Source organism: Bacillus cereus group sp. MYBK216-1 (genome assembly GCF_051916495.1).
Classification (GTDB): Bacteria; Bacillota; Bacilli; order Bacillales; family Bacillaceae_G; genus Bacillus_A; species Bacillus_A thuringiensis_K.
In genome coordinates, this window is sequence record NZ_JBQAGT010000007.1 from 184,224 (window position 1) to 209,428 (window position 25,205).

Below are 25,205 nucleotides of genomic sequence, written 5' to 3' on the forward strand. Positions count from 1 at the left end.
GTCGAACCATAGATTTTCTTTCAAATTGTATTATACAGGAAATTCTCAAAATGAATACTAAAAAAAATGACTAATAAGTCAACTTTTCTCATCATTTTATTTCTGTTCACATGTTTATCCCGCTATTAATAGGTTTTAGCTCATTCCTTTCGAACGATAGTAATATATAGGATTTCAATTTTAAAAGGAGCTCTTCACATTCTGTGAAGAGCTCCTCTACTATTTCTTATAAAGTTTCAGAAGTAGTTTTTGCTTGCATGTGAAGTGCTAAGTAATCAGGTCCACCAGCTTTAGAGTCTGTACCAGACATGTTAAAGCCACCGAATGGTTGGTATCCTACGATTGCACCAGTACATCCACGGTTGAAGTATAAGTTACCTACGTGGAAGTCTTCACGTGCTTTTTCAATATGGTCACGGTTGTTAGAGATAACTGCTCCTGTTAAACCGTATTCTGTATTGTTTGCAATTGCAAGTGCATGATCGAAGTCTTTCGCTTTACAGAATGCTACTACTGGTCCGAAGATTTCTTCTTTCATTAAGCGAGCATCTTCTGCAACGTCAGCAACGATTGTTGGTTGGATGAACCAGCCTTTAGAATCGTCTCCTTCGCCACCTGCTAAGATTCTACCTTCTTCTTTACCAATTGCAACATAGCTCATTACTTTATCGAATGCAGCTTGGTCATTAACAGGACCCATGTTTGTACCTAATACTGCTGGGTTAGCAACTGTTAATTCTTTTGTTAATTCAACAGCACGATTTAATACGTGATCGTATACATCTTCATGGATTACTGCACGAGAACATGCAGAACATTTTTGTCCTGAGAATCCGAATGCTGATGCAACGATAGACTTAGCTGCTAATTCAAGATCTGCTTCTTTATCAACAACGATTGTATCTTTACCGCCCATTTCAGCGATAACGCGTTTTAACCAAATTTGTCCTGGGTTTACTTTCGCTGCACGCTCATAGATACGGATACCTACATCACGAGATCCCGTGAAGCTTACGAAACGTGTACGAGGATGATCTACTAAGTAGTCACCAACTTCAGAACCGTTACCTGGAACGAAGTTTACTACGCCAGCTGGTAATCCAGCTTCTTCCAATACTTCCATAAATTTTGCTGCTACTACAGGAGTTGTACTAGCTGGTTTTAGTAATACTGTGTTACCAGAAACTAAAGCAGCTGTTGTCATACCTGCCATAATTGCGAATGGGAAGTTCCAAGGAGAAATGATAACACCTACTCCTAATGGAATGTAAGAGAAACGATTATATTCAATTGGACGGCTTTCTACTGGAATACCGTCTTTTAATTTTAACATTTGACGACCATAATATTCCATAAAGTCGATTGCTTCTGCTGTATCAGCATCTGCCTCATTCCATGGCTTACCTGCTTCTTTTACAAGAATAGCAGAGAATTCATGTTTTCTGCGACGAACGATTGCTGCAGCACGGAATAAAATGTCTGCACGCATTTCTGGCTTTGATTTTCTCCAAGTTTGGAATGTTTCATCCGCTACTTGCATTGCTTTTTCAGCTAACTCACGGCTTGCTTTTGAAACACGACCAACAAGTTCCTCTTTATTTGCAGGGTTTACAGAAACAATTTTGTCTTCTGTAGTGATTTTTTCTCCCCCAATAATTAATGGATAGTCTTGTCCAAGATAAGATTCTACTTTCTTTAAACCTTCTTCAAACGCTAATTTGTTAGCCTCCACTGAAAAATCTGTAAATGGCTCATGTTTGTATGCTACTACCATTCTTTTTAGCCTCCCCTTAGAAAAACGTTTACATTTTACAACATTATTCTACACGATAATTTAGATTTATTCAAATATTCCCAGACTTATATTTTAAAAATTAATAAATTTTTAAAATATAATAAAAAAAGAGATCCATACATGGGTATGAATCTACAAAATATGAGTATATTCCAAAACATTTTTTCCAATCAATAATATGGTAACTAATAAAAATAAAGTCCTCACATATCCAACACCTTTTTGAACCGCAAACTTCGATCCAAAATAAGCACCTAAGATCATTGATAATCCCATGATAATACCGTATTCAAAATGAATTATGTCTAAAAATAAAAAAGTAATTAAAGATACAATATTACTAACAAAATTCAAAAGTTTTCCAGATGCTGCTGCTTGAATAAAATCCAAGCCAATTAATAAAAATGCAAAAATTAAAAACGACCCTGTCCCTGGTCCAAAAAATCCATCATAAAATCCTATCATTAAAATAACAAAGAAAAATATTAATGTTTTTCTTTGCGTCATCTTCTTATAGGTAGACACACTTCCCCAATTCTTTTTTGCAATAATATAAATAGCAATGAATACCAACATTACAAGTACTAATGGGCGTAAAATATCCGATGGAATAAATTTTACTACTAAAGCGCCTGCCACAGCTCCAACAATAGTTAACGGGATTAACTTTCCTACAATTTTAAAATCAACTTTTCCTGATCGAATGAAATACATCGCACTCGTAAATGTCCCCATTGTTGCCGCTAATTTATTCGTTGCAATTGCCGAAGCTGGCGATAGGCCAACAAACATAAGTGCAGGAAGCGAAATTAACCCTCCTCCTCCAACAACGGAATCAATAAAAGCTGCTAAAAAACCGAATGCAATTAATAAAATAATGACTTGAAAACTTAATTCGTCCATGAGCTTTACCCCTTCCCCCTATTTTTTACAACATTTTAAATTATAACAAAATTACATAAGAAAAAAAGCTGTTCCATAGAGGAACAGCCTTCATATTTAATCTAAAATTTTCACAAGTGGTTCATCTTTTTTTGCTTCACGTATAATAATAGCTTCTGGGCGTTCTACAGATTTAATCGTTACTTGTACTTTCATATAATTCGGGAAGTATTCCATAACAAGCCCTGCCACATATTGTGTAAAACCAACTATTTCAGCTTTTCCATTAAACTGGACAGGAATATCAAGCTTCATTTCTCTTAATTCATCATCTCTATACATACCAGTACCAATAACAGCTGTATAGTCTCCTTGGAAATAATCGCTTAGTTTTGCCTTAAAGTTGGATACTCTTGCAAGATCTTCACGTTTATTATCTGTTTTCGCTTGCTCTGATGGGAACAAATAATATTTTTCATTAATTTGTTTCCAATCTTCAACCGTTTCACTACCTTTTTCGACATTTGCATAAGAAACAAAATTACCTGGCACGAGCGAAGACTTTGGAGCTTGGCGATAAATCGCAAATGTTATCGGAATATTTTTTGTTTCAGGTTCTTTTTGATGTATGACTTTCAAAATTTCTTGCGCCATTTTTTTCCCTTCAGCTAACATCTTTTCATCTGGGATTGCAGCTTCACGTGGGTAACCATGCTCTTCGTTAAAATATTGAACAGAATTCATCGCTAATCCAACTACCATACCAACACGTTCCTCGTCGTTATCGCCTTTTTTCACATAATAATCATGCTCTAAAATATTTGAAATATATATTGGATTTTTTTTATTTTTCACTTCTAGTGATTCGGATCCTGTTCCTAAGGCAGGATTTAATCCTATATTAGGAAATTTAACTGCATCTTTTTTTAATTTTTCCTCTAGTTCCTTTTGTTCAGCATCTGTACGTTTTCTTTTAACAAGCATCTGTATAGTTTGAGTATCTAGAGCTTTTCCGCCTTTTAAAAAATTATCTTTCGTACTAAATGATTCTTTTGCAATTCGCATTAATCCTGTTTCAAATTCATCTATATCAAGGCGACTATTTAACCCTTGCACCACTAAACCACGTGCCTTTCCACCATCAAATGGAATAGTCGTCTTATAATATTCATCCGAAATAGCGTATTTTGGAACAACTGATTGTTCTTTTGCTTTCCCCGATTTCCCAGCCACTTTTTCATCTTTGTCGGCACCTGCACTACACCCACTTACAAGTAGGCCAAGGCTTAATACCGCTAATGCTATTTTTTTCATGGTAAGTTTGCACCTCTTACTTATTTAGCTCTTGTAAGAACCTCTCTTCATTCCAAACCTCAACATTATGTTTCTCCGCTTGTGCTAATTTCGAACCAGCTGCTTCACCTGCAACAACCAAATCCGTACTCTTACTAACACTTCCTGTTACTTTTCCACCTAATGCCTCAATCTTCTTCTTCGCTTCACTTCGTCCCATAACTTCTAGCTTACCTGTTAAAACAACCGTTTTTCCTGCGAAGTAAGATTCAACATTTTGTAAATCTGCAATTTTTATACCTTTGTATGTCATATTCACGCCATACTCTTTAAACTGCTGTAATAACTCTAATACATCTTCATTATCAAAATATGTCACAACAGATTGAGCCATTTTTTCGCCAATTTCATTAATTGCTTTTAGTTCTTCTTCCGTTGCTTTTACAAGCTCATCCATCGTTTCAAAGTGCTCTGCAAATGTACGTGCTGCTTTCGCTCCAACGTGGCGAATTCCAAGACCAAATAATAATCGCTCTAACGAGTTTTCTTTAGAATTTTCAATTGCTTGTATTAAGTTTGTTGCTGATTTTTCACCAAAACGTTCTAACTGTAATAATTGCTCTTTCGTCAATGCATATAAATCAGCAAATGTACGAATGTAATCAGCATCAAAGAGTTGTGTAATGACACGTTCTCCAAGTCCATCAATATTCATTGCATTTCTTGAAACGAAATGGATTAACCCTTCTCGAATTTGAGCAGGACAAGTTGGATTTATACAACGAAGTGCTACTTCTTCTTCTAAACGAACAAGTTCACTCTCACATGCTGGACAATGAGTTGGCATGCGGTATTCTTCTTCCTTACCAGTACGCTTATCAAAAATAACGTTCACAACTTCAGGAATAATATCTCCAGCCTTCTTCACAACAACGTAGTCACCAATTCGAATGTCTTTTTCGCGAATTAAATCTTCGTTATGTAAAGAAGCACGACGAACAATCGTACCAGCAACTCTCACTGGCTCTAGTTCTGCAGTCGGTGTTACAACCCCTGTTCGGCCAACACTTAATTCAATGCCTGTTAATCTCGTTACAACTTCTTCAGCCGGAAATTTATAAGCAATCGCCCACCTTGGACTCTTCGCTGTAGTTCCTAGACTTTCTTGAAGAGCAACATCATCTACTTTTATAACGATTCCATCAATCTCATAATCAAGATGCGGACGTTTTTCTTGCCATTCTTCTACATAAGCTATAACTTCTTCAATTGTTTCACATGTACGGCGATTTGGATTTGTCTTAAATCCAAGTTCACCTAAGAAATCCAGCGATTCACTATGTGATGAAATTGTTTTTTCTTCTACATTCGCAAGACCATACACAAACATAGATAAGTTACGCTTCGCTGCAATTTTCGGATCAAGTTGACGTATTGAACCTGCTGCTGCATTACGCGGATTCGCAAATACATCTTCTCCATTTTGCTCTTTTTCTTCATTTAGTTTAACGAATGAACGCTTCGGCATATAAGCTTCGCCTCGTGCTTCTAACGTTACTTCTTCATTTAAACGAAGTGGGATAGCTTTAATCGTTTTTAAATTTTGAGTAATATCTTCACCCGTTACACCATCACCACGTGTTGCCCCTTGAATGAAGCGTCCTTTTTCATAATGAAGCGAAACGGCAAGCCCGTCAATTTTTAATTCACATATATATCTTACATTCGCACCATCAATTCCTTGACGTACTCTTCTGTCGAAATCACGTAAATCTCCTTCGTTAAATGCATTTCCTAAACTTAACATTGGTGACTTATGTGTTACTTTTTCAAATATATCAAGAACAGTTCCCCCAACGCGAACGGAGGGAGAATCTTCACTCATAAACTCTGGGTTCTCTGCTTCTAATTTTATAAGCTCCTGCATATTACGGTCATATTCCGCATCAGAAACAGAAGGATTGTCTAATACGTGATATTGATAGTTAAATGTATTTAACAAATCACGTAATTCTTCTATACGTTTTTTTGCTATCTCTTTTGACATATCCTCATTCCTTTCTATTGTTTCGTCACAGGTGCAAATTTTGCTAACAAACGTTTAACACCAATCGGGCTTGGGAACGCAATATCTAATTCTTTTGCATCACCTTCACCTTTTACACTTACAACTGTACCGATTCCCCATTTTTGGTGGGAAGCTTTATCGCCTACTGCCCAGCCAATTTGCTCACCGCCTGTCGTCTTAGCTGCAGGGCGCGCGAAAGCTGAACGAGAGCGTGTTGTCGTTGTGATTGTCGTTTTGCCGCTACTTGCTGTTCTGCCTTTTGCACCAAACGAATTTTCACGCTTCGGCGCTGTTTCATTTAATGATTCCACTAGTTCTGTCGGGATTTCTGTAATGAAGCGAGACGCAGCGTTCATACTTGTTCTACCAAATAAAGTACGCATTTGCGCATTAGATAAATATAGCTCTTCTTCTGCACGAGTAATACCTACATAAGCAAGACGACGTTCTTCTTGCATTTCATCCTCTTCCATAAGAGAACGAGTATGCGGGAATATCCCTTCCTCTAAGCCAACAATAAAGACAACCGGGAACTCTAATCCTTTCGCTGAGTGCATCGTCATTAAAATAACTTCTTCACCAGCAGTTGGGTCTTCATCTACACGATCAATATCAGCAACAAGTGCTAAATCTGTTAAGAATGCAACAAGGCTCTTATCTTCGCTTTGAGATTCAAATGTTTGCGTAACAGATAAGAACTCGTCTAAGTTTTCTAAACGACCTTCCGCTTCTAAAGAACGTTCATTTTTCAACATATCGCGATAGCCTGTTTTTTCAATAACTTCTTCTACTAATTCTGTAACAGATAAATACTCTTGCATATTTACCCAGTTATTTAATAAATTCGCGAATTCTTTTACTGCCTTTGTAATTTTTGCACTTACTCCAACATGCTCAATCTCATCAAATACAGCAGTTAATGAAATTCCGTTTTGCACACCATAATTAATAATTTTATCAATAGAAGTCGCACCAATACCACGCTTTGGCATGTTAATAATACGTGCAAAACTAATTTCATCATCTGGATTACCGATTAAACGTAAGTACGCCAAAATATCTTTAATCTCTTTACGATCGTAGAACTTCGTACCCCCCACAATTTTGTACGGAATGTTAGATTTAAGGAAAATCTCCTCGACCATACGAGACTGAGCATTCGTACGATATAGCACTGCAAAATCAGTATATTTTCGTTTCCCCATTTGAATATCGTCGCGAATTTTTTTTGCAACAAAATACGCTTCGTCCTTTTCAGTTGCGGCACGATAATACGAGATTTTACTTCCAACTTGATTGTCTGTCCATAATTTCTTCGGCTTACGATTCGTATTTTTTTCAATAACGGCATTTGCTGCATTTAAAATATTTTGTGACGAACGATAGTTTTGTTCTAATAAAATTACTTGTGCATTCTCATAGTCTTTTTCGAATGACAAAATGTTAGAAATATCTGCACCACGCCAGCGATAAATAGACTGGTCAGAGTCACCTACAACGCAAAGATTTTTAAAACGCGCTGCCAAATGTTTAACAAGAAGATATTGTGCTTTGTTCGTATCTTGATACTCATCAACATGAATATATTGGAACTTACGCTGATAAAACTCTAATACTTCTGGAACACGTTCAAATAGCTGAATCGTCGTCATAATTAAATCATCAAAGTCTAATGAATTATTTTTCAAAAGACGTTTTTGATACTCTGTGTATACATCGCTCGTTAATTTTTCGTATGGATCAGCCATTGTAATTTTTTTTGCATATTTATCCGCAGATAACAGTTCATTTTTCGCATTACTAATACCCGCTAAAATAGAGCGCGGCTCAAATTTCTTCGGATCAACATTGCGCTCTTTCATAATTTTTTTGACTACAGTTAGCTGATCACCTGAATCTAAGATTGTAAAGTTACGATTAATACCAATACGATCGATATCGCGTCGTAAAATACGTACACACATAGAGTGGAACGTCGAAATCCAAATATCTTCTGCTTCTGGTCCCACAAGTGTATCAATACGCTCACGCATTTCACGAGCTGCTTTATTTGTGAAGGTAATAGCTAGTACATTCCATGGTGCTACACCTTTTTCACCAAGTAAATACGCAATACGATGTGTTAACACACGTGTCTTACCACTACCTGCACCTGCCATTAGTAGAAGTGGTCCATTCGTTGTTTGTACTGCTTTTTGTTGCTGTGGATTTAAACCGTTTAATAACTTATCTGTCATACTCATATACGCCTGCACCTACTCTCCTTTTACTGCTTTAACTGTTTTTAACGCCGATTTTATATCATCATAAATAATATTTCCAACAACTACTGTATCAGCATATTGTGCCATTTCTTTCGCCTGTTCTGCCTTAGAAATACCACCGCCATAGTATAACTTAGCTTGTTTCAATTCTGCTTTTACATTTTTAACAAGTTCAACATCTCCATACGTACCGCTATATTCTAAATAAAATATCGGTAAATGTAATAACTTGTCTGCTAAACGAGCATATGCAATAACGTCATCTTCTGTTAAATCACATTTCGCTTCTGTAAGCTGGGCTACTTTCGCTTCTGGATTTAAAACACAATACCCTTCCATAAAAATTTCGTCCCAGTCCATAATATCCCCAAATTCTTTCAATGCCTCATGATGAACACCTGTTATCCATTCTACTTTTCGGCTATTTAAAACACTTGGGATGTAATAAAAATCAAATCCTGGTGTAATTGCTTCTATATCAGAAACCTCTAATACACAAGGAACTGCATATCTACGAATGCTAACTAGCATGTGTAATACGTTATCAATTGTAACTCCATCACTTCCGCCTACAATAACCGCATCAGTTCCAGACTCACAAATCATTTCTAAATGTTCATCGCTTAACTCCTTATTTGGATCAAGCTTAAATACATGTTTCCATCCGGAAATATCGTACATGAAAACACCCTTTCTTTTCTCTAGTTATATATATTTCTGTTCAAAATAACAGTTTATTTTCATCATTATTGTTTTAACTTCATCTTAAATATTTGTTTAAAACGGAGAATTAAGTTTGGAATTACCTCTTCCATATTTTTTAAACTAGAGGATTTAATTTTGAAGTTCCTTTTATGCATTCTTTCATTATAACAAAAAAAGTTACTTACACACACGCACATTCCAACATCTTTTTCCACGTCAAATGTTGGATTACATATCCCAAAAATCAAACGGGATACTAATAAAAGAAATAGTATTATCTATTTCAACTTTCATAAAAAGGAGTGTTTTTCTAATGAAGCAAAATATCGGGACAATAAACGCTCTAATTCGAATTACACTTGGGCTTGTCCTCTTCGGATGTAGTGCAACTAAACTTGTACGCAAGCCGTGGTGCACTTGGTCTAACATTTTTCTATGGATTGGTGCAATGAAAGTTGCAGAAGGAATTGTTCGTTTCTGCCCTGTTGTTGAAATGTGGAAATTCGGAAAATACATGAATATGGGGGCATTTAAAATGCCTAGCATGAATTTTGCTAAAAAAGGACATGCTAAAGAAGAAGTGAATCAAACTTCCACTCATGACAAGCCAGAGTCAAAAGGAAGTTATGACGCTTCTGACAAAGAGATTGAGTCAGCGATTGAAGATATAATCCTGGCAAAACCGCTTTGAATCATTTGTCACGATGCAAGATGCTCTCAAAGGGACTTAGCTGCTGCAGTGGGCGGTTAAGTCTTCTTTATTTTATCATAAAACAGAACGTATATTCTCTTTTTCAACCTTAAAATGTATATAAAAGATATCAATCAATAAAATTCAGAAAATTAGATACATACCTCTTGCTTAAAATGATATAAAAGTGATATCATTTTTATATCAGGAGGCGATCATATGAAAGAAAAACAAGTATTTTATGTAAATGGTTTTCTCGGTATTATTGGAATTTTGATTTTAGCTGCTATCGGTGTATTTTTCCTTGCACAAGAAATTTTCATAGGAGCGGCACTAACTATTATATTAGCCGCAGTTCTCGCTACAGGTATCGGTATTGTTCAACCGAATCAAGCGAAGGTTATTACGTTCTTCGGTAATTATTTAGGAACAATTCGTCAAAACGGTTTATTTTTAACGATTCCGTTCGCATTCCGTCAAACTGTATCTTTACGTGTTGAAAACTTTAACAGTAAAAAATTAAAAGTAAATGACGTTGATGGAAATCCAATTGAAATTGCAGCTGTTATCGTATATAAAGTTGTTGATTCTGCAAAAGCGATGTTTGGTGTTGAACATTATGATCGATTTGTAGAAATTCAAAGCGAAACGGCAATCCGCCATGTTGCAACAAAATATCCTTATGACAATTTCCAAGATGAAACCTGCGTTACGTTACGCGGAAATACTGAAGAAATCTCTGAAGAATTAAAACGTGAGTTAGAAGCACGTCTTGAAATTGCTGGTGTAGAAGTATTAGAAACTCGTTTAACGCACTTAGCTTACGCAACAGAAATTGCCCATGCAATGCTACAACGCCAGCAAGCAAAAGCAGTATTAGCTGCTAGAAAAGAAATTGTTGAAGGCGCTGTGAAGATGGCAAAAGATTCCATCCATATGTTAGATGAAGAAGGCGTACTAGAACTCGATGACGAGCGTAAAGCAAATATGGTAAACAACTTATTAGTTGCCATCGTTTCAGATAAAGGTGCGCAGCCAGTTATTAATACAGGAAGCCTATACTAAGGACTATAAGTAATTATGGCTAAAAAGAAAAGCTTTCCATTACGTATTGATCCTGAATTACACGCAGTCATCGAAAAATGGGCAAATGATGAATTTCGTAGCGTCAATGCACACATCGAGTATTTACTTCGAGAAATGGCAAAGCAAAAAGGGAAATTAAAAAAAGATAAAGATGCATAAAAATCCCGCTGATTCCTCAGCGGGATTTTTACATATTAACTTTTCGTCATCTCATGCCCAATTGCACGATATCCTATATCACTTCGATAAAATAGACCATCACTCTCAATTTTACCGATTTCTTTATATACTTTATCTTTTGCTTCTTGTAAACTATTTGCCTTACAAGCAACAAATAATACACGGCCACCGTTCGTTACAAAGTCCCCATGTTTCATTGCTGTACCTGCATGGAAAACAATCACATCTTGCAGTGCATCTAGTCCGCTAATAATATCACCTTTTTTATATGCTTCTGGATATCCTTTAGAAGCAAGTACAACACCGATTACCGCTTCTTCTGACCATTGTAACGTTAGTTCACTTTCATCTAATACAGCGTTACATACATCAACTAAATCGTTTTCTAATCGAGGTAATACAACTTCTGTTTCAGGATCACCGAAGCGTGCATTAAATTCAATTACCTTCGGACCATCATTTGTTAAAATAAGACCTGCGTATAAAATACCTGTAAACGAACGGTTTTCTTCAATCATCGCCTTAGCAGTTGGATGCAATACGGTTTGAATCGCTTCTTGAACTGCTGATTCTGGAATTTGTGGTACTGGAGAATATGCACCCATTCCGCCCGTATTTGGACCTTTATCACCATCAAAAGCTCTTTTATGATCTTGGGCGATTACCATTGGATGTACAGTTGTTCCATTCACGAATGCCATTAATGAAAATTCTTGTCCATCTAAAAACTCTTCAATAACGACCTTCTTACTTGCCGCGCCGAATTTCACATCTTGTAGCATTTCTTTCACAGCTTGTAATGCCTCTTCAAGCGTCATTGCTACCGTTACCCCTTTACCCGCAGCTAGGCCGTCAGCTTTAATAACGATTGGTGCACCAACTTTTTGAATGTACTGTACTGCTTCTTCATAATCTGTAAAAGTTTCGTACGCCGCAGTTGGAATATCATACTTTTTCATAAGCTCTTTTGTAAAAGCTTTACTACCTTCAATAACAGCAGCCGCTTTATTCGGACCAAATACACGAAGTCCCTCTTCTTTAAAACGATCAACAATTCCATTCATAAGCGGAATTTCTGGTCCAACGAAAGTTAACTCGACATAATTCTCTTTTGCAAATAAAACTAATGCATCAAAATCATTTTCATCAATGTCAACTGGTGTTGCAACATCTCGCATACCTTCATTACCTGGTGCTACATATACCTTTTCTACTTTTTCAGATTGTGCAAACTTCCAAGCTAAAGCATGCTCACGCCCACCGCGGCCAATTACTAAAACATTCATATTTCATCCCCCAATAATTAAATAAGTACAAACTAGAAGCTATGCTCCTAGTTTGCTTTTTCATATCAATAAAAGGTTATCTCAATCGGATTTTTAAACATCCATATCAATAGAAGTTTAAAAGGGAGGATTAAGAGCACCGAGCAGGTCGAGGCGCATTTGCCAGGAGGACACGGGGTGTAGCTTTCCTACATGAGTACCGCACTGGCATTGCAACGACGACATGCGAAGGTTATCTTGACCGGACTTTTTAAACATCCATATCAATAGAAGTTTAAAAAGGAGGATTAAGAGCACCGAGCAGGTCGAGGCGCATTTGCCAGGAGGACACGGAGTGTAGCTTTCCTACATGAGTACCGCACTGGCATTGCAACGACGACATGCGAAGGTTATCTTAACCGGACTTTTTAAACATCCTCTATTAGTGTTTGAAATGACGTACGCCAGTGAACACCATAGCAATCCCATACGTATCTGCCACTTTAATAGAATCTTCATCACGGATTGATCCACCCGGTTGAATGATTGCTGTAATTCCTGCTTTTGCTGCTTCTTCTAATGTATCTGGCATTGGGAAGAAAGCATCAGATGCAAGCGCGCTACCTTGTGCTTTTTCACCAGCTTGTGTAATTGCGATTTTTGCAGAACCTACACGGTTCATCTGTCCCGCACCGACACCAATCGTCATGTCATCTTTCGCTAAAACAATTGCGTTTGATTTCACATGTTTTACAACTTTCCAAGCTAGTTTTAAATCTTTCCATTCTTGCTCTGAAGGTTCACGTTTCGTTGGAATTGAAATTGTACTTTCATCTAATGATAACGTATCTTCCTCTTGAACTAGAAGTCCACCTTGTACAGAAGTTAGTTTTTTGCTTGCACTTGTCGCTTTTTCAATATTTATAGTTAATAAACGTAAGTTCTTCTTACTTTGCAACACTTCTAAAGCTTCTTGCGAGAACGAAGGTGCGATAACAATTTCTAAGAAAATTTCATGTAACTTTTCTGCTGTAGCTTTATCAATTTCACGATTTGCTGCAATAATACCGCCGAAGATTGATACCGGATCTGCTTCATAAGCACGAGTATATGCTGCGTGAATATCAGTTCCTACTCCAACACCACATGGATTCATATGTTTTACTGCTACTACTGCTGGTTCTGTAAATTCTTTTACGATGCTAAGCGCTGCGTCTGCATCATTAATATTGTTATACGATAATTCCTTACCGTGTAATTGTTCTGCGTATGCAACAGAAGAAGTTGCTGCGAATGGCGCTTTATAGAAAGTTGCTTTTTGATGTGGGTTCTCGCCATAACGTAAGTCTTGCTTTTTCTCAAATGTCACAGTTAATGTTTCTGGACTTTCTTCACCCATTTGCTCTGTTAAGTAGTTAGAAATTAACGCATCATACGCTGCTGTATGACGGAATACTTTCGCTGCTAATTTACGTTTCGTTTCTTCTTTTACTTCACCGTCTTCTTTCAGTTCTGCTAATACAACATCGTAATCTACTGGATCTACAATTACCGATACAAATTTATGATTTTTCGCAGCAGAGCGAATCATTGTCGGGCCACCGATATCAATATTTTCAATTGCATCAGCAAATGTTACATCAGGCTTAGCGATTGTTTCTTTAAATGGGTATAAGTTAACAACAACAAAGTCAATTGGCTCTATACCTAACTCATTCATTTGTGTTACATGTGTTTCATTATCACGAACTGCTAATAGACCACCATGAATATTTGGATGTAATGTTTTCACACGGCCATCCATAATTTCAGGGAAACCAGTTACTTCAGAAATACCAATTACTTGTAAACCGTTTTCTTCTAGTAACTTTTTCGTACCACCTGTTGAAATAACTTCAATCCCTTGTTCTAGTAACCCTTTAACAAATTCTACTACTCCTGTTTTATCTGAAACACTTACTAATGCACGCTTTTTCATTTATCCTTCACCCCTGGTTGTATGTTAGTTAACAGTTGACTCTTTCACAGACTGAACAATTTGATTCACTGTATTTACGTATAATTTATGTTCAACTTGTTGAATTTTCTTTTGTAAGCTTTCTCTCGTATCCCCTTCAGAAACAACCACTGCTTCTTGCGCAATAATTGGCCCTGTATCCATACCTGCATCTACATAATGAATTGTTACTCCAGTTACTTTCACACCTGCTTCTAACGCTTGACCGACAGCATCTTTACCCGGAAAGCTCGGTAGTAATGATGGATGAATATTAATAATCTTCCCGCCGTATGCTTCTAGTAACGTCGGCCCGATTAAACGCATATATCCAGCTAAAATAACATAATCAATTTCATATTCTTCTAGCTTCTTTAATATCTCTTTTTCAAACACTTCTTTTGACTCATATGCTTTCGCTGAAAAAGCAAAACACGGAATATGATGATAATTTGCCCGTCCAACAGCGCGTGCTTCTGGTTTATCACATACTAATAAACTAATTTCTGCATCCAATCTTTTTTCTTCTACCGCATTAACGAGAGATTGAAAGTTAGATCCACTTCCAGAAGCAAAAACTGCTAATCTACTCATAGTGCTGTGCCCCCATTAAAAGTAACGCCAGCTCCTTGTATAGTACGTCCAATAATACGAGCCATTTCTCCTTGCTCTTCAAGAAGACGAACAACATCTTTTGCATCTTCTTCCTTCACTGCTACTACCATACCAATACCCATGTTAAAAATATTGAACATTTCTTTCTCTTCCAGTTTTCCAACTTCTTGAAGCAAACTAAAGATCGGCTGAATTTCCCAAGATCCTAGTTCAATCTCAGCACCGATTCCTTCTGGCAACATGCGTGGAATATTTTCAATAAATCCGCCACCTGTAATATGCGCCATACCGTATACTTCATGTTTCTTCAATAGTTCTAAAATAGGTTTGACATAAATTTTCGTTGGTTTTAATAATTCTTCACCAAGAGGTAGTTCTAAGCGGCTATAAATACGCTCTAAAGATAGTTCTCCATCTTCTAGTAACACTTTTCGTACTAAAGAGTAACCATTGCTATGAATACCGCTAGATGCTAAGCCAATTAGCACGTGACCAGCTTCAATCTTTTCACCTGTTACAATTTTCTTTTTATCAACAATCCCAACTGTAAAACCAGCTAAATCATATTCTTCCGTAGAATACATTCCTGGCATTTCAGCTGTTTCTCCACCGATTAATGCACAACCAGCTTGGCGACAGCCCTCTGATATACCTTTGACGATGTTTTCAATTTTACTAGGTTCAGCTTTACCACAAGCAATATAATCAAGGAAGAAAAGCGGCTCTGCTCCTTGGACAACAATATCATTTACACACATTGCTACTGCATCAATACCAATTGTGTCATGTTTATCTGCCATAAAAGCGATCATCAATTTCGTTCCCACGCCATCTGTTCCAGATACTAATACAGGTTCTTCTAATGCAAATTTTGATAGATCAAACATACCTCCAAAACCGCCTAAACCGCCTAGTACTTCTTTTCTCATAGTTGTTTGTACGTGTTTTTTCATGCGAGATACCGCTTCATATCCAGCTTCAATATCTACTCCTGCTTGCTTATATGCATTCGCCATCGTTATTTACACCTCGTCTTTTAATTTCTTCCCATCCAGGGCGGGCTATTTTAAGAAAGGAGCTAGCTTCTACATCAAAAGAAGTAGAAGCTTTTCTCACTTTTCTTATTTCATACTTTCTAAAAGCTCTTGCTCATAATCATAAAGTGCTGTTGGATAGTCCCCATTAAAGTAAGCCATGCATAGGCCGCCATATTTCCCTTCATATGGACGTCCAATTGCATCTACTAATCCATCTTCACTTAAAAATGTTAAAGAATCTGCTCCGATTATTTCACGGATTTCTTCTACTGTATGATTTGCTGCAATTAATTCTTTTCTCGTTTGAATATCAATGCCATAGAAACATGGATATTTCAGAGGTGGTGAAGCAATTCTTACGTGAACTTCTGTCGCTCCAGCCTCACGAAGCATACGAACAATTCGTTTACTTGTCGTTCCTCTTACGATAGAGTCATCAATCATAACAACTCGTTTCCCTTCAACTACACCTCTTACTGCGGAAAGCTTCATCTTAACCCCTTGCTCGCGCAGTTCTTGAGAAGGTTGGATAAACGTACGTCCAACGTAACGATTTTTAATTAATCCTAACTCATATGGAATACCTGTCGCCTCCGCATAGCCAATCGCAGCTGAAATACTAGAGTCTGGTACACCAGTAACAACATCTGCTTCAATAGGAGCTTCTGCCGCTAAACGTTTCCCCATATTCTTACGTGCTGCATGAACGTTAACGCCTGCAATATTAGAATCTGGTCGTGCAAAGTAAATATATTCCATACTACAAATTGCATGTTCTACATCGTTTGTGAAACGATCTACGTGAATTCCTTCATCATTAATGATAAGTAATTCACCCGGTTCTACATCACGAATGTATGTTGCACCTACTACATCAAAAGCACATGTTTCAGATGCTACAACGTAAGCATCCCCCATCTTTCCAATTGAAAGCGGACGGAACCCATTCGGATCTAATGCAACGATCATTTCATTTCCAGTTAGTAAAAGATACGCAAACGCACCTTTCACTTTATTTAAAGCCTCTTTTACACTTTCAATTAAAGAATCTTTCGTGCTACGTTTAATAAGATGTAAAAGTACTTCTGTATCTGAACTAGTTTGAAAAATACTGCCCTCTGCTTCTAATTCACGACGAAGCATTTTTGCGTTAATTAAATTTCCGTTATGAGCTAATGCCATACTATGATCGGAAAAACGGAACAACAATGGTTGAACGTTAGCAACTTCACTTCCACCAGCTGTTGCATATCGTACATGTCCGATTGCTGATTTTCCATTTAATCCTTCTAGCTCACCTCTTGAAAACACTTCTGATATTAAACCTAACCCCTTGTGACCGACGATTTTTTCCCCATTATTTACGACAATGCCTGCGCCTTCTTGCCCACGGTGCTGTAAACTGTGCAATCCGTAGTATGAAACTTGTGCTGCATTTTCATGCCCCCAAATTCCGAAAACACCACATTCTTCGTTTAACCCCTTTATTTCAGCAAGCATGGGATTGCCCCTTTCCAAGCCTTTCTCATTTCATCTACATTTGCTGTAAGTAATACTTCATTTTCTTCATTATGAATTGTTACTTCATTTGTACTTGTTACTTCTCCAACTTGGATTGCTTCTACTACTTTCTCAAACGCCTCTTTATTTTCACGTTTTACAGTTATCACAAAGCGAGACTGTGATTCAGCGAATAATGCTGCTGTTGCTTCTCCATCTAATTTCACAGTAGCACCTAAGCCTTTAGCACCAATTGCACTTTCTGAAATCGCAACTGCTAAACCACCTTCAGCAACATCATGTGCAGATTGAACAAGACCAGCTTGAATTGCTTCTAATACTTGTTTTTGGCGTCTTAATTCTACATCTAAATCGATACTTGGTGATTGACCGAAAATTTTGCCGTGAATCATTTTCTGTAATTCACTTCCGCCAAACTCAGCTTTCGTCTCACCAATTACATACACTAAATCACCAGCTTGCTTAAACTCTTGTGTTGTTACATGTTTTAAGTCATGCACAAGTCCGACCATCCCAACTGTCGGTGTTGGATATACAGCTTCACCACTACGCTCGTTATACATCGATACGTTTCCGCCGATAACTGGTGTTTGTAATGTGCGACAAGCTTCACTCATACCGTCTACTGATTTCTCAATCTGCCAGAAGATTTCTGGTTTTTCTGGGTTACCGAAGTTTAAGCAATCTGTAATTGCAAGTGGCTCTCCGCCAGAACATACGATATTACGCGCTGCCTCTGCTACTGCAATTTTACCGCCCATCTCTGGGTCTAGATAAATGTAGCGAGAGTTACAATCTGTCGTCATTGCTAATCCTTTTTCTGTACCGCGTACACGTACAACTGCAGCATCTGAACCTGGCGTAACAACTGTGCTTGTGCGAACTTGGTAATCGTATTGATCGTATACCCACTCTTTACTTGCAATAGTTGGTTGCTGTAATAGAGCAAATAACGTTTCTTTATAATTTTCTACTTTTGGCGTTTCCATTTTCATTGCTTGGAATTCAGTAAAGTATGCTGCTTCTTTTGATGGCTTATGATAAATTGGTGCTTCTTCTGCTAAAGCATCTGCTGGAACTTCAGCTACCTTTTCACCTTTATGGAATAAACGAAGCATTTTATCTTCTGTTACTTTCCCCATCGTAACCGCTGCAAGACCATACTTCTCAAATAAATCTACTATTTCTTGTTCTCTACCTTTTTTCACAACAATTAACATACGCTCTTGTGATTCAGATAGCATCATTTCATATGGTGTCATTCCTGTTTCACGCTGTGGTACATCATCTAAGTACATTTCAATACCCATTCCTGCTTTACTTGCCATTTCTGCAGATGATGATGTTAAACCAGCCGCACCCATATCTTGAATTCCAACAAGTGCATCGGATTGAATTAATTCTAAACACGCTTCAATAAGAAGTTTTTCCATAAATGGATCCCCTACTTGAACCGCTGGACGTTTCGCTTCTGAGCTTTCAGATAGTTCTTCCGACGCGAATGTTGCACCGTGAATACCGTCACGACCAGTTGATGCTCCTACGTACATTACTGTGTTACCAGCACCGTGCGCTTGCCCTTTTTTAATGTCTTCGTGGTTAATCAAACCTACGCACATTGCATTTACAAGTGGATTTCCTTCATAACATGGATCAAATTGTACTTCGCCGCCAACAGTCGGAATACCGATGCAGTTACCGTATCCTGCAATTCCTGCTACTACTTCTTCGAATAAATATTTCACACGTGGTGACTGTAATTCACCGAAACGAAGTGAGTTTAATAGAGCTACCGGACGTGCTCCCATAGAGAATACGTCACGAATAATACCACCAACACCTGTTGCAGCTCCTTGATATGGTTCAATAGCTGAAGGATGGTTATGACTTTCCATTTTAAATACAACTGCTTGATTATCACCGATATCTACAATTCCAGCACCTTCTCCAGGTCCTTGCAGAACGCGCTCACCTGTAGTTGGAAACTTACGAAGAACTGGTTTCGAATTTTTATAACTACAATGTTCAGACCACATTACAGAGAATAACCCTGTTTCTGTATAATTTGGCAGACGACCTAAAATCTTTTCAACCATGGCAAACTCTTCGTCTGTTAGCCCCATTTCCGCATATATACGCTCTTCTTTAATTTGTGTTGGATTTGGTTCAAGCATTAACGACATATGTTTCCCTCCACTGTTTTAAGATAGATTGAAAGACTTTTAACCCTTCAGCACCGCCAAGTAATTCATCTACAGCACGCTCTGGGTGTGGCATCATACCAAGTACATTTCCTTTTTCATTTACAATACCAGCAATATCTGAAACGCTACCGTTAGGGTTTTCTACGTAACGGAATGCGATTTGATTGTTCTCTTCTAATTGTTTAAGCGTCGCTTCATCACAATAGTAATTCCCCTCACCATGCGCGATTGGAATATTAATTACTTCATCTTTTCCATATTGTGATGTAAACATCGTTTCATTATTTTCAACACGCAACTGAACAGTGCGACACATAAATTTTAAGTTTTCGTTTCTCATTAATGCTCCTGGTAGTAATCCTGATTCAACAAGAATCTGGAATCCATTACATACACCTAAAATCGGCTTTCCTTGCTCAGCAGCTTTTTGCACTGCTTTCATTGCATTAGCAAAGCGAGAGATAGCACCGCAGCGTAAGTAGTCACCATAAGAAAATCCACCTGGTAGTAGAATTGCATCATATTCATCTAAATTCTCTGTATCGTGCCAAACGTAATCTACTTCTTCGCCAAGCTCATCTTTAATTGCATGGAACATATCGACATCACAGTTCGAACCCGGAAATACTATTACGGCAAATTTCACTGTGCGACAACCTCCTCAACTTCATAACGGAAGTCTTCCATTACAACGTTCGCTAATAGTTTTTCACACATTTCTTTTACCTTGCTATCTAAATCAGATACAGATTTATCAATTGTTAGTTCCATGTACTTTCCGATTCGAACGTCTTGTACTTCTGTGAATGAAAGACTATGAAGTGCTCCTTTTACTGCTGTTCCTTGTGGATCTAATACGCTTTCTCTTAATGTTACATATACCTTAACTTTATACATGTGAAATTCCCCCTAAACGTTTTAAAATCTCTTCATAAGCATCTGTTAAATTTCCAAGATCGCGACGGAATACGTCTTTATCAAACTTTTCATTGCTCGTTTCATCCCATAAACGGCAAGTATCTGGTGAAATTTCATCCGCTAAAATGATTTCTCCTTCTTCCGTTACACCAAACTCTAATTTGAAATCTACTAATCTTACACGACAGCTTGCGAAATGATCAATCAACACTTGATTGATTTGTAGAGCCATATCTCGTAATACACTTACTTGCTCTGGTGATGCAACGTTTAATACACGAATATGATCTTCCGTTACAAGCGGATCTCCTAAATCATCATCTTTGAAGTAAAATTCTACGATTGGTTCTGCAAGTGCAGTTCCCTCTTCCATTCCTAATCGTTTTGAAAGACTTCCTGCAATTACATTTCTTGTGACAACTTCTAAAGGAATAATACTCACTTTTTTAACAAGTTGTTCTGTTTCAGATAACTTCTCAACAAAATGTGTTTTAATTCCCACTTCTTGTAACTTTCTGAACAATAAAGTTGTAATTTCATTGTTCAAACGACCTTTTCCTGTAATCGTCTCTTTTTTCTCCCCATTGAAAGCAGTCGCACTATCTTTGTACTCTACCCAAACCATATCTGCTGATTCTGTACGATAAATTCTTTTTGCCTTACCTTCATACAGCAATTCTAGCTTTTGCATTTCGCAAGCCCCCTGTAGTTTGAAAAATGTGAATAATGTTTTTATAAAGAATGGCACAGAATGACTCTATTCTGTGCCATATGAAATTTTACGCTTCGTTTAATCCTAAGCGTTCAAAGATTGTATCAACGTGTTGCATATGATGCTCATAGTTGAAGCATTCATTAATTTCTTCCTGTGTTAACTTGCTTGTAATACGCTCATCAGCTTCTACAAGCTCTTTAAATTGTACTTGTGTTTCCCAAGCTTCCATCGCTTTAGGCTGTACGATATCATAAGCTTCTTCACGTACCATACCTTTGTCGATTAGTGTAAGCATTACGCGCTGAGAATAAATTAAGCCGTATGTTCTTGTCATATTGCGTTTCATATTCTCTGGGTATACAGTTAAGTTTTTAACGATATTACCAAAGCGATTTAACATGTAATTTAATGCGATTGTAGCATCTGGTAAAATTACGCGTTCTGCCGAAGAGTGAGAAATGTCACGCTCATGCCATAATGGAACATTTTCGTAAGCTGTCATCATATAACCGCGGATAACACGAGCTAAACCAGTCATATTTTCAGATCCAATTGGATTACGCTTATGTGGCATTGCAGAAGAACCTTTTTGACCTTTTGCGAAAGCTTCTTCAACTTCACGTGTTTCACTCTTTTGTAAACCACGAATCTCAACTGCCATCTTTTCGATAGATGTTGCAATTAGTGCAAGTGTTGACATGTAGTGTGCGTGACGATCACGTTGCAATGTTTGTGTTGAAATTGGTGCTGCTTCTAATCCTAAATTTTCACAAACATATTTTTCTACGAATGGATCGATATTTGCGTATGTACCAACCGCACCAGATAATTTACCAACACGAACTGTATCAGCAGCTTGTTTGAAACGCTCTACGTTACGTTTCATCTCTTCATACCAAAGACCAAGTTTTAAACCAAATGTCGTTGGTTCTGCATGAACACCGTGTGTTCTTCCCATCATGATTGTGTATTTATGCTCTTTCGCTTTGTTAGCTAAAATGCTTACAAAGTTCTCTAAGTCTTTTAATATAATTTCATTCGCTTGTTTTAAGATGTAAGATAATGCTGTATCTACTACATCTGTAGATGTTAAACCGTAATGAACCCATTTACGTTCTTCGCCTAATGCCGGCGTTTCTGATACAGCACGAGTGAATGCAACTACGTCATGACGTGTTTCTTTTTCAATTTCATAAATACGATCAATATCAAATGATGCATGTTCACGAATTTTTTTAACATCTTCTTTTGGAATATCGCCAAGCTCAGCCCATGCTTCACAAGCTAAAATCTCAACTTCTAACCACGCTTTAAATTTGTTCTCTTCCGTCCAAATCGCACCCATTTCAGGGCGTGTATAACGACTAATCATCTTTTTCCCTCCAACAGTTGTTCTTGATGGTCCCAAATATGCAAACTCTTCGCTTTTTCTAGAGCGACTTCAATATTATCATTTAAAATATTAACATGCCCCATTTTTCGCTGTGCTTTTGCTTCTTCTTTTCCATACAAGTGTAAATAGCACCCGGTTAATCTATTCACTTGTCTTAGGACCCCTTCTATATGTTCGCCTAAAATGTTTACCATGACAACTGGTTTTAACAAATTTGTTTCTCCTAGAGGTAAATTACAGATTGCTCGAATATGTTGACCAAATTGACTCGTTTCACATGCATCCTGTGTATAGTGTCCTGAATTGTGAGGTCTTGGCGCTAATTCATTAATATAAATCTCACCATTATCTGTAGCAAACATCTCTACAGCTAGTGTTCCCACAAGTTCTAATTCATCCGCAAGTACCTTTGCATAAGCAATTGTTTTTTGAGAAAGCTCTTCTGTAATGCGAGCTGGAACGATAGATTCATGTAAAATGTTATTTACATGAATATTTTCTGCTACTGGAAACACTTTTGTTTCACCACTTACACTACGAATCACAATAACTGATACTTCTTTTTCAAAAGGCACCCATTTCTCTAAAATACATTCTGCTTTATCCACAAGATTTCTTGCTGCCTCAACATCAGCTTCACTTCTTAAAACAACTTGCCCTTTCCCATCATATCCACCTGTCGTCGTTTTTAAGACGGAAGGGAATGATAACTCAGCAATTGCTTCTGTAAGCTGATCTTGATTTTGAACTAATCTATACGTTGCTACTGGTAACCCAGCCTTCTCAATCGCATTCTTTTCTGTAAAACGATTTTGCGTTGTATTTAACAACTGACTACCTTGTGGTAAGTACGCATGTTTTTCAAGCCATTGTAAACATCTATAATCAATATTCTCAAATTCATATGTGACAACATCACTTATCTCTGCTAAATGCTGAATTGCTTTTAAATCATCATATGGTGCAACAATTTCAATATCAGCAACTTGTGCACATGGTGAGTTTTTTGTAGGATCTAAAACAGCAATTTTATATCCCATCTCCTTAGCTGCCAATGCCATCATTCTTCCTAGCTGGCCGCCTCCAATAATACCGATTGTTTTTCCAGGTAAAATGATCCTTGTCATACTAGCTCACTACCTTCACGCACATCTTTTTCAATCGCTTCTCGTCTCAATTCTAATGCATCATGTATATCATCATGGAATGATCCAAGTATTTGTGCGGCAAGTAATCCAGCATTCGTTGAACCGGCTTTACCAATTGCAACAGTTGCAACTGGAACTCCTCCTGGCATTTGGACAATGGATAATAATGAATCTAAGCCGTTTAACGCTTTTGATTGAACTGGAACTCCGATTACAGGAAGATTCGTCTTCGCTGCAACCATTCCTGGTAAATGTGCTGCTCCACCAGCTCCAGCAATAATAACTTTCAATCCACGTTCACGAGCCGTCTCTGCATATTCAAACATATAATCCGGAGTCCGATGAGCGGATACAACCTTTTTCTCATACGGTATATTTAATTCATCTAAAATGTCACAAGCATATTTCATTGTTTCCCAGTCTGACGTGCTTCCCATTATGACTCCAACTAGTGATTTCATATTAGAATCCCCCCGATTCAAATAAAAAAAGCCTGAAATAGAACAGTTTCTCTTTTACTATGAGAGAAAGCGCTCTACTCAGGCATACGTATCCCTTGTGAATAGAAAAATACCGAGTGACTTTCCCTCATAGTCTAACGAATAACGGTCGTTAGGTAGAGACTTGCAGGCCATATCCCCGCGATTATATGAGGTCTTATATATTATTCTTTCTATGGCTATATTAACAATATTTCATAAACAATGTCAACAAATAATCGAATGTTTTTTTATTACTAATCAATAACGTTCGTGTTTTAGTTATATTCAAAAGAATAATTGTAACTATATGCAAGAAGGATAAGAAATTAGAATATATATTTCTAGAGATCTATCATACACAAAACGGTTTGTGTACAAATTCCATATGCTTTAATATAAAGCATATCGTTTATATTCCTTTGTATCGCAACCATTACTATAATGATCGAATACTTGTTTATATCATCCCGCTTTTTTCACTCTCATTATTTAAAATATATACTTGTAGTAGAAATAACAGTTCCTATTATAAGGATTGTTTGGGAGCACTTAGAAAACCTGACAAGCAAAAAATCATTCCTATTACTCTCAATACCCTCATTTTCATTCTTTTTCCTCATTAAGATTTGGTATATAAAAATAAACACAAAAAAACCTAAGTCGAAACGACTTAGGTTTTTGCTTGGCAACGTCCTACTCTCACAGGGACAAGGTCCCAACTACCATCGGCGCTAGAGAGCTTAACTTCCGTGTTCGGTATGGGAACGGGTGTGACCTCTCTGCCATCATCACCAAACTATGAAGGCATATTCCTTCAAAACTAGATAACATTGCTTCATATTATATGGTTAAGTCCTCGATCTATTAGTATTCGTCAGCTCCACATGTCACCATGCTTCCACCTCGAACCTATCAACCTGATCATCTTTCAGGGATCTTACTAGCTT

Annotated in this window: 21 protein-coding genes, 2 rRNA genes and 1 riboswitch; of the genes, 3 read left to right on the forward strand and 20 right to left on the reverse strand. The window is 37.4% G+C overall.

Annotation, left to right across the window (positions count from 1 at the left end; genetic code table 11):
- Positions 1–226 precede the first annotated feature (226 nt).
- From pruA to ACTFRH_RS23225, 6 genes are all read right to left on the reverse strand, one after another.
- Complete coding sequence (pruA, locus tag ACTFRH_RS23200) at positions 227–1,774, reverse strand: L-glutamate gamma-semialdehyde dehydrogenase (protein ID WP_000259554.1); 1,548 nt, start codon at positions 1,772–1,774, stop codon at positions 227–229.
- 153 nt (positions 1,775–1,927) lie between these two features.
- A complete protein-coding gene (locus ACTFRH_RS23205) occupies positions 1,928–2,698 on the reverse strand; it encodes a TSUP family transporter (protein ID WP_000343974.1) in 771 nt (256 codons plus the stop codon).
- Positions 2,699–2,794: 96 nt separating this feature from the next.
- On the reverse strand, positions 2,795–3,991 hold the full coding sequence (locus ACTFRH_RS23210; protein WP_000717032.1) for a CamS family sex pheromone protein: 1,197 nt from the start codon (positions 3,989–3,991) through the stop codon (positions 2,795–2,797).
- A 16-nt stretch (positions 3,992–4,007) separates the two neighbouring features.
- On the reverse strand, positions 4,008–6,017 hold the full coding sequence (gene ligA / locus ACTFRH_RS23215) for an NAD-dependent DNA ligase LigA (RefSeq protein WP_000031453.1): 2,010 nt from the start codon (positions 6,015–6,017) through the stop codon (positions 4,008–4,010).
- A gap of 14 nt (positions 6,018–6,031) precedes the next feature.
- Positions 6,032–8,281, reverse strand: coding sequence for a DNA helicase PcrA (pcrA, locus tag ACTFRH_RS23220; protein ID WP_033703497.1), 2,250 nt, complete (start codon positions 8,279–8,281; stop codon positions 6,032–6,034).
- A 12-nt stretch (positions 8,282–8,293) separates the two neighbouring features.
- Complete coding sequence (locus ACTFRH_RS23225) at positions 8,294–8,983, reverse strand: heptaprenylglyceryl phosphate synthase (RefSeq protein ID WP_000272077.1); 690 nt, start codon at positions 8,981–8,983, stop codon at positions 8,294–8,296.
- Between the two features lie 337 nt (positions 8,984–9,320).
- Between ACTFRH_RS23225 and ACTFRH_RS23230 the strand changes: the two genes are divergently transcribed.
- The 3 genes from ACTFRH_RS23230 (at position 9,321) to ACTFRH_RS23240 (ending at position 10,943) form a co-directional block, all read left to right on the forward strand.
- Positions 9,321–9,698 carry a YgaP family membrane protein gene (locus ACTFRH_RS23230; protein ID WP_000812347.1) on the forward strand — a complete coding sequence of 126 codons (378 nt, stop codon included), beginning with the start codon at positions 9,321–9,323 and terminating at the stop codon, positions 9,696–9,698.
- A gap of 219 nt (positions 9,699–9,917) precedes the next feature.
- Positions 9,918–10,763, forward strand: a complete 846-nt coding sequence (locus tag ACTFRH_RS23235; protein ID WP_000660669.1) for an SPFH domain-containing protein — start codon at positions 9,918–9,920, stop codon at positions 10,761–10,763.
- 15 nt (positions 10,764–10,778) lie between these two features.
- Complete coding sequence (locus ACTFRH_RS23240) at positions 10,779–10,943, forward strand: toxin-antitoxin system HicB family antitoxin (protein ID WP_001085171.1); 165 nt, start codon at positions 10,779–10,781, stop codon at positions 10,941–10,943.
- Positions 10,944–10,978: 35 nt separating this feature from the next.
- Here ACTFRH_RS23240 and purD read toward each other — a convergent pair whose 3' ends face one another.
- The 14 genes from purD to ACTFRH_RS23310 all read right to left on the reverse strand — a co-directional run.
- Positions 10,979–12,250 (reverse strand): phosphoribosylamine--glycine ligase, encoded by a 1,272-nt coding sequence (gene purD / locus ACTFRH_RS23245; protein WP_001101982.1) that lies wholly within the window; start codon positions 12,248–12,250, stop codon positions 10,979–10,981.
- A gap of 421 nt (positions 12,251–12,671) precedes the next feature.
- Entirely contained in the window at positions 12,672–14,207 is a 1,536-nt protein-coding gene (gene purH / locus ACTFRH_RS23250; RefSeq protein WP_000745435.1) for a bifunctional phosphoribosylaminoimidazolecarboxamide formyltransferase/IMP cyclohydrolase, read from the reverse strand.
- Positions 14,208–14,231: 24 nt separating this feature from the next.
- Positions 14,232–14,819, reverse strand: a complete 588-nt coding sequence (gene purN, locus ACTFRH_RS23255) for a phosphoribosylglycinamide formyltransferase (protein WP_000088593.1) — start codon at positions 14,817–14,819, stop codon at positions 14,232–14,234.
- On the reverse strand, positions 14,816–15,856 hold the full coding sequence (gene purM, locus ACTFRH_RS23260; protein ID WP_001262423.1) for a phosphoribosylformylglycinamidine cyclo-ligase: 1,041 nt from the start codon (positions 15,854–15,856) through the stop codon (positions 14,816–14,818). The genes purN and purM overlap by 4 nt, the downstream gene beginning before the upstream one ends.
- Positions 15,857–15,961: 105 nt before the next feature.
- Entirely contained in the window at positions 15,962–17,377 is a 1,416-nt protein-coding gene (gene purF, locus ACTFRH_RS23265) for an amidophosphoribosyltransferase (protein ID WP_000879023.1), read from the reverse strand.
- Positions 17,362–19,581, reverse strand: a complete 2,220-nt coding sequence (gene purL, locus ACTFRH_RS23270; RefSeq protein ID WP_000055572.1) for a phosphoribosylformylglycinamidine synthase II — start codon at positions 19,579–19,581, stop codon at positions 17,362–17,364. The genes purF and purL overlap by 16 nt, the downstream gene beginning before the upstream one ends.
- The gene (gene purQ, locus ACTFRH_RS23275) at positions 19,565–20,248 is read right to left on the reverse strand and encodes a phosphoribosylformylglycinamidine synthase subunit PurQ (RefSeq protein WP_000666787.1); all 684 of its coding nucleotides are present in this window, start codon (positions 20,246–20,248) and stop codon (positions 19,565–19,567) included. The genes purL and purQ overlap by 17 nt, the downstream gene beginning before the upstream one ends.
- Entirely contained in the window at positions 20,245–20,499 is a 255-nt protein-coding gene (purS, locus tag ACTFRH_RS23280; RefSeq protein ID WP_000278823.1) for a phosphoribosylformylglycinamidine synthase subunit PurS, read from the reverse strand. Before purS ends, purQ begins: the two co-directional genes overlap by 4 nt.
- A complete protein-coding gene (purC, locus tag ACTFRH_RS23285) occupies positions 20,492–21,211 on the reverse strand; it encodes a phosphoribosylaminoimidazolesuccinocarboxamide synthase (RefSeq protein WP_001170538.1) in 720 nt (239 codons plus the stop codon). The genes purS and purC overlap by 8 nt, the downstream gene beginning before the upstream one ends.
- 88 nt (positions 21,212–21,299) lie before the next feature.
- Positions 21,300–22,607, reverse strand: a complete 1,308-nt coding sequence (gene purB, locus ACTFRH_RS23290) for an adenylosuccinate lyase (protein ID WP_000625682.1) — start codon at positions 22,605–22,607, stop codon at positions 21,300–21,302.
- On the reverse strand, positions 22,604–23,755 hold the full coding sequence (purK, locus tag ACTFRH_RS23295; protein WP_000196787.1) for a 5-(carboxyamino)imidazole ribonucleotide synthase: 1,152 nt from the start codon (positions 23,753–23,755) through the stop codon (positions 22,604–22,606). The genes purB and purK overlap by 4 nt, the downstream gene beginning before the upstream one ends.
- The gene (purE, locus tag ACTFRH_RS23300; RefSeq protein ID WP_000839367.1) at positions 23,752–24,237 is read right to left on the reverse strand and encodes a 5-(carboxyamino)imidazole ribonucleotide mutase; all 486 of its coding nucleotides are present in this window, start codon (positions 24,235–24,237) and stop codon (positions 23,752–23,754) included. Before purE ends, purK begins: the two co-directional genes overlap by 4 nt.
- Before the next feature lie 110 nt (positions 24,238–24,347).
- A riboswitch (purine riboswitch) is annotated at positions 24,348–24,449 on the reverse strand.
- 489 nt (positions 24,450–24,938) lie between these two features.
- Positions 24,939–25,054 (reverse strand): 5S ribosomal RNA (gene rrf, locus ACTFRH_RS23305).
- Between the two features lie 48 nt (positions 25,055–25,102).
- A 23S ribosomal RNA gene (locus ACTFRH_RS23310) occupies positions 25,103–25,205 on the reverse strand; the annotation flags it as partial.

Bases quoted from the DNA above. Each gene is read 5' to 3' on its own strand.
- pruA (WP_000259554.1), bottom strand. From the start codon at position 1,774: ATGGTAGTAGCATACAAACATGAGCCATTTACAGATTTTTCAGTGGAG.
- ACTFRH_RS23205 (WP_000343974.1), bottom strand. From the start codon at position 2,698: ATGGACGAATTAAGTTTTCAAGTCATTATTTTATTAATTGCATTCGGT.
- ACTFRH_RS23210 (WP_000717032.1), bottom strand. From the start codon at position 3,991: ATGAAAAAAATAGCATTAGCGGTATTAAGCCTTGGCCTACTTGTAAGT.
- ligA (WP_000031453.1), bottom strand. From the start codon at position 6,017: ATGTCAAAAGAGATAGCAAAAAAACGTATAGAAGAATTACGTGATTTG.
- pcrA (WP_033703497.1), bottom strand. From the start codon at position 8,281: ATGAGTATGACAGATAAGTTATTAAACGGTTTAAATCCACAGCAACAA.
- ACTFRH_RS23225 (WP_000272077.1), bottom strand. From the start codon at position 8,983: ATGTACGATATTTCCGGATGGAAACATGTATTTAAGCTTGATCCAAAT.
- ACTFRH_RS23230 (WP_000812347.1), top strand. From the start codon at position 9,321: ATGAAGCAAAATATCGGGACAATAAACGCTCTAATTCGAATTACACTT.
- ACTFRH_RS23235 (WP_000660669.1), top strand. From the start codon at position 9,918: ATGAAAGAAAAACAAGTATTTTATGTAAATGGTTTTCTCGGTATTATT.
- ACTFRH_RS23240 (WP_001085171.1), top strand. From the start codon at position 10,779: ATGGCTAAAAAGAAAAGCTTTCCATTACGTATTGATCCTGAATTACAC.
- purD (WP_001101982.1), bottom strand. From the start codon at position 12,250: ATGAATGTTTTAGTAATTGGCCGCGGTGGGCGTGAGCATGCTTTAGCT.
- purH (WP_000745435.1), bottom strand. From the start codon at position 14,207: ATGAAAAAGCGTGCATTAGTAAGTGTTTCAGATAAAACAGGAGTAGTA.
- purN (WP_000088593.1), bottom strand. From the start codon at position 14,819: ATGAGTAGATTAGCAGTTTTTGCTTCTGGAAGTGGATCTAACTTTCAA.
- purM (WP_001262423.1), bottom strand. From the start codon at position 15,856: ATGGCGAATGCATATAAGCAAGCAGGAGTAGATATTGAAGCTGGATAT.
- purF (WP_000879023.1), bottom strand. From the start codon at position 17,377: ATGCTTGCTGAAATAAAGGGGTTAAACGAAGAATGTGGTGTTTTCGGA.
- purL (WP_000055572.1), bottom strand. From the start codon at position 19,581: ATGTCGTTAATGCTTGAACCAAATCCAACACAAATTAAAGAAGAGCGT.
- purS (WP_000278823.1), bottom strand. From the start codon at position 20,499: ATGTATAAAGTTAAGGTATATGTAACATTAAGAGAAAGCGTATTAGAT.
- purC (WP_001170538.1), bottom strand. From the start codon at position 21,211: ATGCAAAAGCTAGAATTGCTGTATGAAGGTAAGGCAAAAAGAATTTAT.
- purB (WP_000625682.1), bottom strand. From the start codon at position 22,607: ATGATTAGTCGTTATACACGCCCTGAAATGGGTGCGATTTGGACGGAA.
- purK (WP_000196787.1), bottom strand. From the start codon at position 23,755: ATGACAAGGATCATTTTACCTGGAAAAACAATCGGTATTATTGGAGGC.
- purE (WP_000839367.1), bottom strand. From the start codon at position 24,237: ATGAAATCACTAGTTGGAGTCATAATGGGAAGCACGTCAGACTGGGAA.